Below are 13,998 nucleotides of genomic sequence, written 5' to 3'. Positions count from 1 at the left end.
CTCTTGCCGCTGCCTGACACGGACACCCGCATGCGATTGCGTGAGAGCCAGGGTATCCGGCGTCTGTGAGCGAATTTTGAGCGGCGTGCCAGCGCAATATGGCATGTCAACCTTTTTCGGGGTAGAATCTCAGGCTTTGTTGGTGGGGCTTCGTGCGTGTTTGCAAAGAAGTCCGCCGGCAGGCGCTGTTTTCGACGTTGCTGTGCACACCGAGCAGGTCAGATCCGTTTCCATCCGCGGAAACCGGAAACGGACCAGACCCGGGTGGCTTGAACAAGGCGAACCCTTCACCGGGTTTTGTGTGGCGATCAGAAGGCAGGCGGCTGGCGGCCACGTTCAAGCCCCGTTGAATGCATTCACATTGAAAGCGAATCTGTAATGACGACCATCCGTGTCAAGGAAAACGAGCCGTTCGACGTTGCCCTGCGCCGCTTCAAGCGCACCATCGAAAAGCTGGGTCTGCTGACCGAACTGCGCGCCCGCGAGTTCTATGAAAAGCCGACCTCGGAGCGCAAGCGCAAGAAGGCCGCGGCCGTCAAGCGTCATTACAAGCGCGTGCGCAGCATGCAGCTGCCCAAGAAGCTGTACTGATCCGCTTCCTGGACACCTGTCGCACAATGCGCTGACATGGCGCACCGGGCGACAAGCAAGCCTGCATGGGGACGCCCAGGCAGGCTTTGTTGTTTCTGACCGTCATTTCCCTCTCTTCCGTACGCTGGATTCCCGACCATGAGCCTCCTCAAGCAACGCATCACCGACGACATGAAAGCCGCCATGCGCGCCAAGGAAGTCGATCGCCTCGGCACCATCCGCATGCTGCTGGCCGCGATGAAGCAGAAGGAAGTCGATGACCGCGTGGAGCTGGACGACGCCATGGTGGTGTCCATCGTCGACAAGCTCATCAAGCAGCGCAAGGACGCCGCCCAGCAGTACGAGGCCGCCGCCCGCGCCGACCTGGCCGACAAGGAAAAGGCCGAGATCACCGTGCTAGAGGCCTACCTGCCGCAGCGCCTGACCGCGGACGAGATTCACGCCGCCGTGAAGGCGATCGTGGTCGAGATGGGTGCTGCGGGCCCGGGCGACATGGGCAAGGTCATGGGCGTTGTGAAGCAGCGCCTGGCCGGTCAGGCCGACATGGGCCTGGTGTCGGCCGCCGTCAAGGCCGCACTGGCCGGCTGAGGCACGCCGCCAACTCCACCACGCAAGGAACGATCATGAGCCAATCCGTTTCGCTGAGTCCCATCGCCGAAGATGTCTACGCGGCGCCACAACTGACGCCCGAGGCCATGGCCGCGGCGGCCGAGGCGGGCTTCAAGGCCGTGCTCAACAACCGCCCCGATTTCGAAGGCGGCCCCGAGCAGCCCACCAGTGCCATGATCGAAGCCGCTGCGCGAGCAGCCGGGCTGGCCTACGCCCACCTGCCGGTGCAGGGGGGCTACCAGTCACCCGAAGAGATTGCGCAGTGCGCGGAGCTGCTGAAGACGCTGCCGCGCCCGTTGCTGATGTTCTGCCGCAGCGGGGCACGCTCGTCCCGCCTGTATCAGCAGGCCATCTCGCTCGGCGACTGAGCCGCCAGGCCGCCTGAGGCGGCCACCCCCGACCCCGGCGTCGATCGGGGCGACCTGATCCGGCCTTGCTGCGCCGGCAAGGAGGAGCCAAGCATGCATACCTACATCCGCCTGATGGACGGCCTGGCGCGCGTCCTCGGCGTGCTGGCCGCCTGGGCACTGGTGCTCGCCTGCGCCATCAGCGCCGGCAACGCCACGCTGCGCTACGCATTCAGCATCGGCTCCAACGCCTGGCTGGAGGCGCAGTGGTATCTGTTCGGGCTGTCCGTGTTTGCCGGCGCGCCCATGCTGCTCAAGCTCAACGAGCACGTCCGCGTGGACGTGCTGTACGGCGGCCGCTCTCCACGCACCAAGGCCTGGATCGACACGTTCGGCCTGGTCCTGGTGCTGCTGCCCGTGTGTGCGGTCACCGCGTGGCTGGCCTGGCCCTTCGTGGTCGAGTCCCATGTGCAGGGCGAGCACTCGCCCAGTGCGGGGGGCTTGCTGCGGTGGCCGGTGAAGGCCGCCATCCCGGCCGGGTTCGTGCTGCTGGGCCTGCAGGGCGTCGCCGAGCTGTTCAAGCGCGTGGCTTACCTGCGCGGTGATGCGGATGCCGTGCGTGTCGACTACGAAAGGCCGCTGCAATGATCGCCATGCAGGACCTCGCCCCCATCATGTTCGGTGCCCTGGTGGTGGCCATGCTGGTGGGCTTTCCAGTGGCCTTCACGCTGGCGGGTCTGGGCCTTGCCTTTGGGGCCTTCGCCATCTCGCAGGGTTTCTTCCCCGAGGCCTTCCTGTCGAACCTGCCTCTGCGTCTGTTCGGCATCGTCTCGAACGAGTTGCTGCTGTCGATCCCGTTTTTCACCTTCATGGGCGCCTTGCTGGAGCGCTGCGGGCTGGCGGAAGACCTGCTCGATGGCACGGGCCAGCTGTTCGGCGGCCGTCCCGGCGGGCTCGGCGTGGCCGTGATCCTGGTGGGGGCCGTGCTCGGCGCCATCACCGGCACCGTGGCCGCCAGCGTCATCGCCATGGGGGTGATCTCACTGCCCATCATGGTGCGCTATGGCTACGACATGCGCTACGCCACGGGCGTCATTGCCGCATCGGGCACGATCACGCAGCTGATTCCGCCCTCGCTGGTGCTCGTCGTGCTGGCCGACCAGCTCGGCCGTTCGGTGGGCGACATGTACCTGGGCGCCATCGGCCCCTCGCTGCTGCAGACGGCGCTGTTTCTGCTGTTCACCCTGGCTGTGGCGGTGTTCCGCCCGCAATGGGTGCCCCCGCTGCCCGAAAGCGCCCGCACGCTGCGCGGCTGGCCGCTGTGGCGCAAGGTGCTGTGGGGCATGGTGCCTTCGCTGGTGCTCATTTTCCTGGTGCTGGGCACGCTGTTCATGGGCCTCGCCACGCCGACCGAAGCGGGTGCGCTCGGCGCGTTCGGCGCCATGGCGCTGGCGGCATTGCACCGCCGGCTCAACACCACGCTGATCTGGCAGGCCATGGACTCAACCATGCGGGTTACCGTGATGGTGATCTTCATCCTGCTCGGTTCGAGCGTGTTCTCGCTGGTGTTCCAGGGCGTTGACGGCAACGTGTGGATCGAGCACATGCTGTCGCACCTGCCCGGCGGCCCCATCGGCTTCCTGATCGCGGTGAACATCTTCGTGTTCTTCCTCGCGTTCTTCCTCGACTTCTTCGAGATCGCCTTCATCATCGTGCCGCTGCTCGCGCCGGTGGCCGAGAAAATGGGCATCGACCTGGTGTGGTTCGGCGTGATGCTGTGCATCAACATGCAGACCAGCTTCATGCACCCGCCTTTCGGCTTTGCGCTGTTCTACCTGCGGGGCGTGGCAGATCAGATTCACAAGAGCGGCGCCATCACGCGGCCGATTGCTTCGCGCGACATCTACCTGGGGGCAATTCCCTGGGTGGTGATGCAGTTGATGCTGGTCGCGGTGGTCATCTTCTGGCCGCAGTCGGTGACCTACTGGCTGGACAAGGATGCCAAGGTGAACACCGATGACGTGAAGATAGAGATGCAGATCGAGGACACCGGCGAGGCGCCTGCAACGCAAGAGGGCGCCGAAGCGCCCTCGTCGTTCGATGTGCCCGCCGTCGATCAGGCGGCTTCGGCCACGTCGGGTGAGGGCTCCGACCGAGTGGCCAGGTAAGCGCTTAGGCCGGCCAGGCCGATCGCGACGGCCCACACCACAGGATGAGGGCCAAGCACAAGTGCCGTGAAGACGCCGCTGGCCGCGATGCCGGCCACAGCCGCCACCTTGCCCTTGCGGGTGATCTGGCGTTTCTCGATCCAGAGCCGCAGGCTTCGACCGTAGCGCGGGTGGTTCAACAGGCGCTCCCGCATGGCGGGATCGCCCTTGCCATAGGCCCACACACCGATCAGGAGAAAGATCGTGGTGGGCAGCAGGGGGATGAACGCGTTGATCACTCCGATGGCCATGCTCAACATGCCGACCGAGCGCCATGTGCGCTCCAGGGCGGGCTGGCTCCAATCGGTCTGCCAGTGGCGTTCAGCGGTTCGGTTCGGTGCCTGGGCGGGGTTCATGGCCTTCGCTCCTCAATCTCCCCACCAGTCTGCACGAAAAATGGCGCTGCCGGGGCCGAAGCACAACAAGACCGCGCTGACGCTCCGCCTTGTGCGCCCCGTATCCGTGAATTGGCCGCGTTCGGATCGGTCGGAGCAGGGGGCTCAGGGGGGCAGGTGTACCGCCAGCCACACGGTGCCGTTGGCGGTGTGTTCCACCGTGTGCGGCACCCCGGCCGGCAGGAAAAGGTGGTCGCCGCGCCGGAGCCTGTGCGGGGTGCCCGCCACGCTGAGCCGGGCCTCGCCTTCGAGCACCACCACCCACTCGTCCTGCGGCTGGGTGTAGGTGGTGGGTGTGACGACGTCCGAGCTGACGATGCGCTCGATCACCAGGTTGCGCTGCGCCAGCAACACGTCGAAGCGCTCGCCCTGAGCAGGCGGGTTTGCGTCGTCGAAGAGGTTGCCGGGCGCCGTCATGCTCGGCGGCGTCAGAGCTTGGCCGCCTGCATGTAGCGGTCGAACGTGGCCTCGGTGAAGCGGAACCACAGGTTCTGGTCCGCCCGGAACTTGCTGTAGTCGGCGTAGACCTTCTTCCAAGCCGGGTTCTTGTTGTTGAGGTCGTTGCAGATGTCCATGGTGGCCTTGAAGGCGGCGTCCAGCACGGGCTTGGGCATCTGCACCAGCTTGGTCTTGGCGGCCACCAGCTGCTTGAGCGCCAGCGGGTTGCGGGCGTCGTAGCGGGCCTGCATCTCGACGTGCGCGTGCGAGGCGGCCACTTCGACCATGGCTTTGTAGTCGGCGCTCAGCCCGTTGAAGGCCTTCTGGTTGATGAAGAAGTCGAGCTGCGGGCCGCCCTCCCACCAGCCGGGGAAGTGGTAGTTCGGTGCGACCTTGTAGAACCCCAGCTTCTGGTCGTCATAGGGCCCGACCCATTCGGCGGCATCGATCGTGCCCTTCTCCAGCGCCTGGTAGATCTCGCCGCCGGGCAGGTTCTGCGGCACCACGCCGAGCTGCTCCATCACGCGGCCGGCAAAGCCGGCCACGCGCATCTTCAGGCCTTTCATGTCAGCCAGACTGGTGATCGGCTTGCGGTACCAGCCACCCATCTGTGCACCGGTGTTGCCGCCGGGGAAGTTGACGATGTTGTAGCGGGCGTAGAACTCGCGCATCAGAGTCAGGCCGTTGCCTTCAAACATCCATGCGCTCATCTGGCGAGAGTTGAGACCGAACGGGATGGCGCAGCCAATGGCAAAGGTCTCGTCCTTGCCGACGAAGTAGTAGGGCGCCGTGTGCGCCATCTCGACCGTGCCGGCCTGCACGCCATCGACCACGCCGAACGGGGGCATCAGCTCCCCGGCCGCATGCACGGAGATCTGGAACTTCCCGCCCGACATCTCGGACACCTTCTTTGCGAACACTTCCGAAGCGCCGTAGATGGTGTCGAGCGACTTGGGAAAACTGGAGGCCAGGCGCCAGCGCACGTTCGCCTGCGCGTGAACGATGGCGGGGGCGGCACCAGCGGCCAGCACGCCGGCGAGGCCGGCACCGTGGATGAAGCGGCGGCGTTCCATGTGAGAGGGGCTCCTGTGAATCGTTTCTGAAGGACAACTCAGGCGATTCTAGGGAGCCCCGATGCACCGCCCCGTGGCCGCAAGGCGGTGTTTACCCGCAGGCAGGGTGCGTCCGGCTCAGTGGCCTGCGATCTTCATCTTCTCGATCAGCACCGAGCCGACCGTCTTGCTGCCGTAAGTGTAGGCATCGGCGCCGACGGCCACGATTTGCTGGAACATCTCGCCGAGGTGGCCGGCGATGGTGATCTCGTGCACGGGGAACTGGATGACGCCGTTCTCGACCCAGTAGCCGGCTGCGCCGCGGGAGTAGTCGCCCGTCACGTAGTTCACGCCCTGGCCCATCAGCTCGGTCACGAACAGCCCAGTGCCCAGCTTCTTGAGCATGGCCTTCAGGTTGTCCTTCGGTGCCGTGAGCTTGCTCTGCATCACCAGGTTCTGCGAACCGCCGGCGTGGCCGGTGGTTTTCATGCCGAGCTTGCGCGCCGAGTAGCTCGACAGGAAGTAGCTCTGGGCGACGCCGGCCTTCACCACGCGGCGCTTGCGCGTGAGCACGCCCTCGTCATCGAACGGGGCGCTGCCCTTGCCCTTGAGGATGTGCGGGTCTTCGATGATGTCGATGTGCTTGGGGAATACCGGCTTGCCCAGGCTGTCGAGCAGGAAGGTGGCCTTGCGGTAGAGCGCGCCGCCACTGGTGGCCTGCACGTAGGCGCCCAGCAGGCCGGCAGCCAGCGTGCTCTCGAACAGCACGGGCACTTCGCAGGTGGCAATCTTGCGCGACTTCAGGCGCGAGAGGGCGCGCTCGGCCGCATAGCGGCCCACGGCCTCCGGCTTGGCCATGTCGCGGGCATCGCGCTCGGAGGTGTACCAGAAGTCGCGCTGCATGTCGTTGCCGCGGCCGGCAATGGGCGAGACCGACAGTGAATGGCGCGAGCTGGCATAGCCGCCGCGGAAGCCGCGTGTGTTGCCGGCAAAGAAGTGCGACTGCTGCGCCGAAACGCCTGCGCCTTCTGAGTTGGTGATGCGCTTGTCGACCACCAGGGCAGCGTCTTCGCAGCGCCGGGCCAGCTCGGCTGCGCCCTCGGCGTCGATGGCCCAGGGGTGGAACAGGTCCAGATCGCGCTTGGCGGCGCGGCCCAGGGCCAGGTCTTCGGCATCAGGGAGGCCGGCGGCCGGATCCTCGGCGGTGTAGCGTGCGATGTCGTAGGCGGCGCGCACGGTCTGCTCCAGCGCTTGCGGCGAGAAGTCGGATGTGCTGGCGTTGCCGCGGCGCTGGCCCACATAGACGGTCACGCCGATGGTCTTGTCGCGGTTGCGCTCGACGTTCTCGAGCTTGCCTTTTCGAACCGACACCGACAGGCCCATGCCTTCGGAGACCTCGGCCGCGGCATCGGTGGCGCCCAGCTTTCCGGCGAGCCCCAGCGTGTCTTCAATCAGCTGCTGGAATTGCTCGCGGCTGTAGGCGAAGCCGTTGGACTGCAAAGCGGGGGTCTTGCCGGAGGAGGACGTGCTGTTCTTGGCGGCCATGTTGTGGTCTGGTGAAGAGGGCCCCCGTATCATAGCGACCACATGAATCCGAAACATTTTGATCAAGACGACGGCGTGGACGGTGGTGACGACCCGTTCGGCGGCCGTCCGAGCAAGAGCGCGCTCAAGCGCATGAGCCACGATCTGCAGGCCCTGGGCAAGCAGCTGCTGGAGATGCCCGATGCCCGCCTGAACGACATCGCCATGCCCGAGCGGTTGCGCGATGCGCTGGCCAACTACAAATCCACGCGATCCTTCGAGGGCAAGCGGCGTCAGCTGCAGTTCATCGGCAAGGTGATGCGCGAGGTCGATGCCGAGCCGCTGCGCGAGGCCGTGGCCGAGTTCCAGCTGGGCCACGCCCGCAATGCGCTGGAGTTGCACCAGGCCGAACGCTGGCGCACCGAGCTGCTGAGCGAAGACAAGGACGTCGTCACCCGCTGGGTGGCCGAGCACCCCGACACCGACGTGCAGCAACTGCGTGCGCTGATCCGCAATGCGCGCAAGGATCAGGCTGCTGCGCCCGAAAAGCGCAATGGCCGGGCCTACCGCGAGCTGTTCCAGTTCATCAAGCACGCGATGATGGCGGATGCCGGCGAACCGCAGGCCCCTTCGATGTCGTCTGACGCCGGCGACGAATCGGACGAGGTATGAGCAGCCCGAAGCCCGCTTTCGAACCCGTCCGCATCGGGGTGGTGTCGGTCAGCGACCGTGCGAGCACCGGCGTCTACGAGGACAAGGGCCTGCCGGCGCTGCAGGACTGGCTGGGGCGTGCCGTGCGCAACCCGGTGTCCTGGGTGCCGCGCCTGATCGCCGACGAGCGCGCCCTGATCGCGCAGACGCTGCGTGAGTTGGTGGACGTGGAAGGCTGCCATCTGGTGCTGACGACCGGGGGCACCGGGCCCGCCCCGCGGGACGTGACCCCCGAGGCCACACTGGATGTGGCCGACAAGGAAATGCCCGGCTTTGGCGAGCAGATGCGCCAGATCAGCCTGCGCTTCGTGCCGACCGCCATCTTGTCTCGGCAGACGGCGGTCATCCGCAAGCAGGCCCTGATCCTCAACCTGCCCGGACAGCCGAAGTCGATCGCAGAAACGCTGGAAGGCCTGCGTGACGCCGAAGGGCGCGCTGTGGTGCCCGGCATCTTCGCAGCGGTGCCGTACTGCATCGACCTCATCGGTGGCCCCTACATCGAGACCGACCCGGCCGTCTGCGACGCCTTCCGGCCGAAGTCTGCGCGCCGGCCCGTCCCGGGTACATCAGCCTGACACGGTGCGTCGCCCCCTCCGTCTGGGGGCGTACGGACGCACAGTCCCCCCGCACGGGGCCTTTCTTTCCAGGCTTGCTCCTCCACAGAATCGCCCTTGAAGATCAAAAAGGGGAGAGGGCATGGAGGAAGGCAGGGCGGTCTGGGCCCGGGATGGACGCCAGTGGCCCGTGGTGACGCTCATGGTGGGCATGCTGCTCGTCTGGTGTGCCCTGCTGGCCTACCACGTGCGGGCCGACAACGGCTTCGTGCTGGGTGATTGGGTGCTGGATTACCGCCAGGGCTTCACCCGCCGCGGCGCCATCGGGGCGGCGCTGTGGCCGCTGGCGCGATGGAGCCACGTTCCGGTGACAGTGTGGGCTGCGGTCATGGCCACGATCGCCTACGCCGTCATGCTGATCGCGCTGGCCGCCGTGCTGGCCCGTCGATGCAAGCCGGTGTGGTACTTGCTGTGGCTGGCCTCGCCGGCGGCGCTCGCCTTTCCTTACTTCTCGCTGGCTGAGGTGGCGCGCAAGGAGGTGTTGCACTTCGCCTTGCTGGCCGCCGTGGTGTGGTGCTTGCATCGGCGTATCTGGCATCCGGTCCTTGCCACGCTGGCCGTCGCTTCGGCGGGCCTGCTCGTGCTGTCGCACGAGATGCTGGTGTTCTACGCGCCGTACTTCTGCGTCGCCACCTTCGTGTCCTGGCAGACACCCCGCGCGTGGCGCCTGACCGCGGCCGCGATGCTGCTGGCGTCTGTCGGTGCGGCAGCCGCCCTGTGGCTCTGGGCTCGCCCTCTGGACGGGGCTGGCTTCTGCGCGAGTCTGCTGGCCGCGGGGCACTCGGCCAGCCTGTGCCAGGGCATCGTGCTGTGGCCCATTCAGGATCTTGAGGGAGCCTTGCGCAACACCTGGCTCACCGTCACCCACTACGACTATGTGCGCGTGTACCCCGTCAGCCTGGTGTGCGCGGCGCTGCCCGTCGCGTTGTGGTGGCGGCGCTATCCGGGGCAGCATGTTGGCCGCCTGGCCTGGGCCAGTCTGGCGTGCGTGCTCTGGAGCCTGCCGCTGTTCGCGCTGGCGCAGGACTGGGGGCGCTTCATTCAAGTCCACCTGGTGTCGCTGGCCCTGGTGCTCGCTTGGGCATTGCGCCGCCTGCCACTCGCCGACGAGCCGCCTTCCATGGCCACGCTGTCGCAGCCGCGTTTTCCGTGGCAACGCTCAAACTGGGGTGTGCTGTTGCTTGTGCTGTGCCTGTCGTGGCCCCTGTTCTGGCACCTGCCCACCTGTTGCGAAGCCGACGTGGGTGCCGGCTGGGCCGGCAAGGCGAGCGGCTGGCTCAGTCGACGTCTGGCGGGCTGATCACGGGTGGCGCGCCGTCGTCGGCGTTCGGCAGACCGAGACGAGTCAGTTCGTGCTGCACCGCGGCAATGATGCGGGCGCGCAGCCACTGGTTGGCTGGGTCGTCTTCCATGGCCGCATGCCAGTACAGGTGGGCGTCGAGCTGGGCCGGGCTCAGCGGAAAGTCGTGCAGCGTGTTGTCGAAATGCTGGTTGGCCACGCGTGCGTACTGCTGCGGCATGGTCAGCAGCATGTCGGTCTGGCTGACCACCCGACAGGCCGCAAAGTAATGCCGGCAGCGCAGGCCGATGTGGCGGCGCAGTCCTTGCCGGCTCAACTCGAAATCTTCCAGCCCCAGCCCTTGCCGTCGTGCCGACACCAGCACGTGCGTGCCGGCCAGGTAATCTTCCAGATGCAGGGCACCGCCCCGCAGGGCTGGGTGCCCGCGGCGCGCGACGACCACCAGCCGATCCAGCACCAGCCGCGTGTGGTTCACCTCGGGCGACACGGGCAGCGCGATGTCGACGGCGGCATCGACCCGGCCCTGGCGCAGCGCGTCGGCAATGTCGTGGCGCTCCACCTGGATGCTGTTGACCGTGACGCCGGGCGCGTGTTCGCGGATGTGGGCCATCAAGCCGGGCAGAGTGAGCGCCTCCAGGATGTCGCGCATGCCCAAGGTGAAGCTGCGCTCGGCGGCGGCCGGCTCGAAGCCCTGCTGCGGGCCCTTGATGCCGGCCTGGAGCGTGGCGAGTGCCTGCCGCACCGCGGGTGTCAGCGTGCGCGCATACGGGGTGGCCAACATGCGGCGGCCCTGGCGGGTGAACAGGGGGTCGCCCAGTGCATCGCGCAGGCGGGCCAGCGCGTGGCTCACGGCGGGCTGGCTCAGGTGCAGGTCGCGCGCGGCGGCGGTAAGGGAACCTGTCTGCACGATGGCGTCGAACACCAGAAACAGGTTCAGATCGATCTTGCCGAGATTCACGGTGTGAATGCCTGTAGATTCAAAGAATGCACTTGATTCATTATCCGTGCGTTTCTACACTGCCGCGCCATCTACCGAAGGAGACAAGCCCATGGAGAAGTCCTTGATCGACGATGCAGGCCAGGTGCGTGCCGGCGAAGAAGTCGACCTGCCGCGTGTGACCGCCTGGCTGCAGAGCCAGGGCCTGACGCTCGAGGGCGCGCCAGAGCTCAAGCAGTATCCGGGTGGGGCTTCCAACCTGACCTACCTGCTGCGCTACGCCAACAAGGACCTGATCCTGCGTCGGCCGCCGTTCGGTCACATCGCCAAGTCGGCGCACGACGTGGTGCGTGAGGCCACGATCATGCGCAAGCTCAAGCCCGTCTACCCGACGGTGCCCGAGGTCTACGCGATCTGCGAAGACACCGAGGTGATCGGTGCCCCGTTCTACGTGATGGAGCGCCTGGTGGGCGTCATCCCGCGCCAGAACCTGCCGCCCGAGCTGGGCCTGACCCCGGAGCGTACCCGCCAGCTGTGCATCAACGTGCTCGACACGCTGATCAACCTGCACAAGCTGGATCCGGCTGCGGCGGGCCTGGCCGACCTGGGCAAGGGCGAGGGCTATGTGGCCCGTCAGGTGGAGGGCTGGAGCAAGCGCTTCCGCGCGGCCCGCACCGACGACGTGGGCGATTTCGAAGCCGTGATGGCCTGGCTGGCCGAGAAGCAGCCGAAGCACGAAGTGGCCATCCGCCTGATCCACAACGACTTCCGCTTCGACAACGTGGTGCTCGATCAGAACGACCCGCTGAAGGTGATCGGCGTGCTGGACTGGGAAATGGCCACGCTGGGCGACCCGCTGATGGACCTCGGCAGTGCGCTGGCCTACTGGGTGCAGGCCGACGACGACATGTTCATGAAGGGCTCGCGTCGCCAGCCGACCAACGCGCCCGGCATGCTGACGCGCGACGAGGTCGTGCGCTACTACAGCGAGCAGACCGGCATCAGCGTCGACAACTTCGATTTCTACACGGTGTTCGGCCTGTTCCGACTGGCCGGCATCGCCCAGCAGATCTACCAGCGCTTCAAGGCCGGCAACGCGCGCAACCCGACGTTCGCCACGTTCGGGCCGTTCGTGGGCTACCTCGAGCAGCGCTGCCAGCAAATCATCGCAGCCTCGTCGCTGTGAGGCTCCCAACCCAAGAGGATCACCTGATGAGCCAACCCGCCACCTTCGATCTGACCGGCAAGATCGCCCTCGTGACCGGCTCCAGCCGCGGCATCGGCGAGGCCATTGCCCGCCTGCTGGCTGCGCACGGCGCCCACGTCATCATTTCGAGCCGCAAGGCCGAACCCTGTGAGGCCGTGGCAGCGTCCATCCGCGAAGCCGGCGGCAAGGCCTCCGTGCTGGCCTGTCACGTCGGCGAACTCGATCAGATCGACGCCACCTTCGCCGCCATCGAACAGCAGTTCGGGCGCCTCGACATCCTGGTCAACAACGCGGCGGCCAACCCGTACTTCGGTCACATTACCGACACCGACCCGGGCGCCTTCCAGAAGACGGTAGACGTCAACATCCGTGGCTACTTCTTCATGTGCTCGAAGGGCGTGAAGCTGATGGCGAAGAACGGCGGCGGCTCGATCGTCAACATCGCCTCGGTCAACGGCGTGATCCCGGGCATGGCGCAGGGCATCTACTCGATCACCAAGGCCGCGGTGATCTCGATGACGCACGCCTTCGCCAAGGAATGCGCGCCGATGAAGGTGCGCGTGAATGCCATCCTGCCCGGTGCCACCGACACCAAGTTCGCCTCGGCGCTGACCAGCAACGAGATGATCCTCAAGTCGGTGCTGGCCCACGTGCCGATGAACCGGGTGGCCGACCCGTCGGAGATGGCCGGCGCGGCGCTGTACCTGGCCTCCGATGCGGCCAGCTACACGACCGGCACTTGCTTGAACGTGGACGGCGGCTACCTGCTGGCGTGACGCGTCCGGATGCGGCCCTCGGGCCGTACGCGCAAAAAAGCCCGCCGATTGGCGGGCTTTGTCGTTGTGGCGACCCGGCGGGGCCGGGTCACTTGACCAGGCGGTTGAGGCTGTCGGCGTCGAAGCACTCTGTGCGCTGGGCGTCGGTCGGCATGCAGTCGCGTGCCGACTCGCTCTGCGCACATTGCGCCAGCTTCTCGACGGCCTGCCACAGCATGGTGATCTGATGGCCGTTGCCCGCCGCGTTGTCGATCAGACCGCGCAGGGCTTGCGAGAGCGGGTCATCGCCTTCCGTCACGCCATAGGCCGAGAAGCCCATGCGCGCGGCCACGGCCTCGCGCTCTGCCTGCTTCTCGTCCATCAGGGTCTGCTTGGCCACGATGATGCGTGCCGGGTTGCCCACCGCCGTGGCGCCCGGTGGCACCGGCTTGGTCACCACGGCGTTCGAGCCCACGCGGGCCCCGTCGCCCACCGTGAAGCCGCCGAGCACCTGCGCGTTGGCACCGACGATCACACCGCGGCCCAGCGTGGGGTGGCGCTTGGCTCCACGCGACAGCGAGGTGCCGCCCAGCGTCACGCCCTGGTAAATGGTGCAATCGTCGCCCACCTCGGCGGTCTCGCCGATCACGACGCCCATGCCGTGGTCGATGAACACCCGGCGGCCCATCTTCGCGCCGGGATGGATCTCGATGCCCGTGAGGAAACGGCCCCAATGCGAGATCCAGCGACCCAGCCACTTGAAGCCGCGCGTCCAGCACCGGTGGGCCAGCCGGTGCAGGGCCAATGCATGCAGGCCGGGATAACAGGTCAGCACCTCCCAGGCGGAGCGGGCCGCGGGGTCGCGCTCCACGATGCAGGCGATGTCTTCTCTGAGTCGGGCAAACAGCATGAACAGGCTTATGCGTTTTTCGAGTAGGGCAGGCGAGTGTAGCCGGGGGTCAAAAACCCGGCGTGGATCAGGTGCGGCGGTCGAGCATGGCCTTCGCGATGCCGCGCAGGATGTGGATCTCCTCCTCACGCAGTTGGGCGCGGTTGAGCAGCTGGTTCAGTCGCGGCATCAGTTTCTTGGGCGCGGCGGGGTCCAGAAAGCCGATGGCCGTCAGCGCCTGCTCCCAGTGGTCGAGCACACCCTGAACGGCCTGACCGGAAGCCAGTGCGGGCTCGGGCGTGCGTGGCGCCACGCCGAATCCACCCAACGCCTGCCGCCATTCAAAGGAAAGCAACGGCACGGCCGGTGGGAGGTTGGGCGGGCCGGGGTCCGGGTTGGTGGGGGTGGGCAGCACGGCGTGG

General features: G+C 66.7%; 16 protein-coding genes and 1 pseudogene. 10 read left to right on the top strand and 7 right to left on the bottom strand.

Annotated features, from left to right (window positions below; all coding sequences use genetic code 11):
• Positions 1 to 378: 378 nt before the first annotated feature.
• The 5 genes from rpsU (at position 379) to Q0Z44_RS16895 (ending at position 3,715) form a co-directional block, all read left to right on the top strand.
• On the top strand, positions 379 to 591 hold the full coding sequence (gene rpsU, locus Q0Z44_RS16915) for a 30S ribosomal protein S21 (protein ID WP_009551973.1): 213 nt from the start codon (positions 379 to 381) through the stop codon (positions 589 to 591).
• 138 nt (positions 592 to 729) lie between these two features.
• On the top strand, positions 730 to 1,179 hold the full coding sequence (locus tag Q0Z44_RS16910; protein ID WP_298014942.1) for a GatB/YqeY domain-containing protein: 450 nt from the start codon (positions 730 to 732) through the stop codon (positions 1,177 to 1,179).
• A 35-nt stretch (positions 1,180 to 1,214) separates the two neighbouring features.
• Positions 1,215 to 1,568 (top strand): TIGR01244 family sulfur transferase, encoded by a 354-nt coding sequence (locus Q0Z44_RS16905; RefSeq protein WP_109036709.1) that lies wholly within the window; start codon positions 1,215 to 1,217, stop codon positions 1,566 to 1,568.
• Positions 1,569 to 1,661: 93 nt separating this feature from the next.
• Positions 1,662 to 2,195, top strand: coding sequence for a TRAP transporter small permease subunit (locus Q0Z44_RS16900; RefSeq protein WP_298014939.1), 534 nt, complete (start codon positions 1,662 to 1,664; stop codon positions 2,193 to 2,195).
• Positions 2,195 to 3,715 (top strand): TRAP transporter large permease subunit, encoded by a 1,521-nt coding sequence (locus Q0Z44_RS16895; RefSeq protein ID WP_298014950.1) that lies wholly within the window; start codon positions 2,195 to 2,197, stop codon positions 3,713 to 3,715. Before Q0Z44_RS16900 ends, Q0Z44_RS16895 begins: the two co-directional genes overlap by 1 nt.
• Here the strand turns inward: Q0Z44_RS16895 and Q0Z44_RS16890 are convergent.
• From Q0Z44_RS16890 to pmbA, 4 genes are all read right to left on the bottom strand, one after another.
• Positions 3,664 to 4,110 carry a YbaN family protein gene (locus Q0Z44_RS16890; RefSeq protein ID WP_298014937.1) on the bottom strand — a complete coding sequence of 149 codons (447 nt, stop codon included), beginning with the start codon at positions 4,108 to 4,110 and terminating at the stop codon, positions 3,664 to 3,666. The genes Q0Z44_RS16895 and Q0Z44_RS16890 overlap by 52 nt on opposite strands.
• 144 nt (positions 4,111 to 4,254) lie before the next feature.
• On the bottom strand, positions 4,255 to 4,566 hold the full coding sequence (locus Q0Z44_RS16885; RefSeq protein WP_298014935.1) for a cupin domain-containing protein: 312 nt from the start codon (positions 4,564 to 4,566) through the stop codon (positions 4,255 to 4,257).
• Positions 4,567 to 4,577: 11 nt separating this feature from the next.
• Entirely contained in the window at positions 4,578 to 5,660 is a 1,083-nt protein-coding gene (locus Q0Z44_RS16880) for a TRAP transporter substrate-binding protein (RefSeq protein ID WP_298014933.1), read from the bottom strand.
• 117 nt (positions 5,661 to 5,777) lie between these two features.
• On the bottom strand, positions 5,778 to 7,184 hold the full coding sequence (gene pmbA, locus Q0Z44_RS16875) for a metalloprotease PmbA (RefSeq protein WP_298014931.1): 1,407 nt from the start codon (positions 7,182 to 7,184) through the stop codon (positions 5,778 to 5,780).
• A 42-nt stretch (positions 7,185 to 7,226) separates the two neighbouring features.
• On the opposite strand from pmbA, the gene yjgA reads away from it, so the two are divergent.
• From yjgA to Q0Z44_RS16860, 3 genes are all read left to right on the top strand, one after another.
• On the top strand, positions 7,227 to 7,835 hold the full coding sequence (yjgA, locus tag Q0Z44_RS16870) for a ribosome biogenesis factor YjgA (protein WP_298014929.1): 609 nt from the start codon (positions 7,227 to 7,229) through the stop codon (positions 7,833 to 7,835).
• Positions 7,832 to 8,449: a molybdopterin adenylyltransferase gene (gene mog / locus Q0Z44_RS16865; protein WP_298014927.1), complete on the top strand. Its 618-nt coding sequence runs from the start codon at positions 7,832 to 7,834 to the stop codon at positions 8,447 to 8,449. The genes yjgA and mog overlap by 4 nt, the downstream gene beginning before the upstream one ends.
• Positions 8,450 to 8,570: 121 nt before the next feature.
• Positions 8,571 to 9,788 (top strand): hypothetical protein, encoded by a 1,218-nt coding sequence (locus Q0Z44_RS16860; RefSeq protein WP_298014925.1) that lies wholly within the window; start codon positions 8,571 to 8,573, stop codon positions 9,786 to 9,788.
• On the opposite strand, the gene Q0Z44_RS16855 is transcribed toward Q0Z44_RS16860, so the two are convergent.
• Entirely contained in the window at positions 9,766 to 10,746 is a 981-nt protein-coding gene (locus tag Q0Z44_RS16855) for a LysR family transcriptional regulator (RefSeq protein ID WP_298014923.1), read from the bottom strand. The genes Q0Z44_RS16860 and Q0Z44_RS16855 overlap by 23 nt on opposite strands.
• Before the next feature lie 91 nt (positions 10,747 to 10,837).
• On the opposite strand from Q0Z44_RS16855, the gene Q0Z44_RS16850 reads away from it, so the two are divergent.
• Positions 10,838 to 11,911: a phosphotransferase family protein gene (locus Q0Z44_RS16850; protein ID WP_298014921.1), complete on the top strand. Its 1,074-nt coding sequence runs from the start codon at positions 10,838 to 10,840 to the stop codon at positions 11,909 to 11,911.
• A gap of 26 nt (positions 11,912 to 11,937) precedes the next feature.
• Positions 11,938 to 12,708 (top strand): SDR family oxidoreductase, encoded by a 771-nt coding sequence (locus tag Q0Z44_RS16845; protein WP_298014918.1) that lies wholly within the window; start codon positions 11,938 to 11,940, stop codon positions 12,706 to 12,708.
• A gap of 88 nt (positions 12,709 to 12,796) precedes the next feature.
• On the opposite strand, the gene cysE is transcribed toward Q0Z44_RS16845, so the two are convergent.
• Both cysE and Q0Z44_RS16835 read right to left on the bottom strand, forming a co-directional pair.
• Complete coding sequence (gene cysE, locus Q0Z44_RS16840; protein WP_298014947.1) at positions 12,797 to 13,594, bottom strand: serine O-acetyltransferase; 798 nt, start codon at positions 13,592 to 13,594, stop codon at positions 12,797 to 12,799.
• A 70-nt stretch (positions 13,595 to 13,664) separates the two neighbouring features.
• Positions 13,665 to 13,998 (bottom strand): annotated as a pseudogene (locus Q0Z44_RS16835) (RNA methyltransferase); the annotation flags it as partial.

Origin of the sequence: uncultured Aquabacterium sp. (assembly GCF_947366995.1) — a bacterium.
Classification (GTDB): domain Bacteria; phylum Pseudomonadota; class Gammaproteobacteria; order Burkholderiales; family Burkholderiaceae_C; genus Aquabacterium.
Note: the sequence above shows the minus strand (reverse complement) of the source record. Positions and strands in the feature narration are given on the sequence as shown.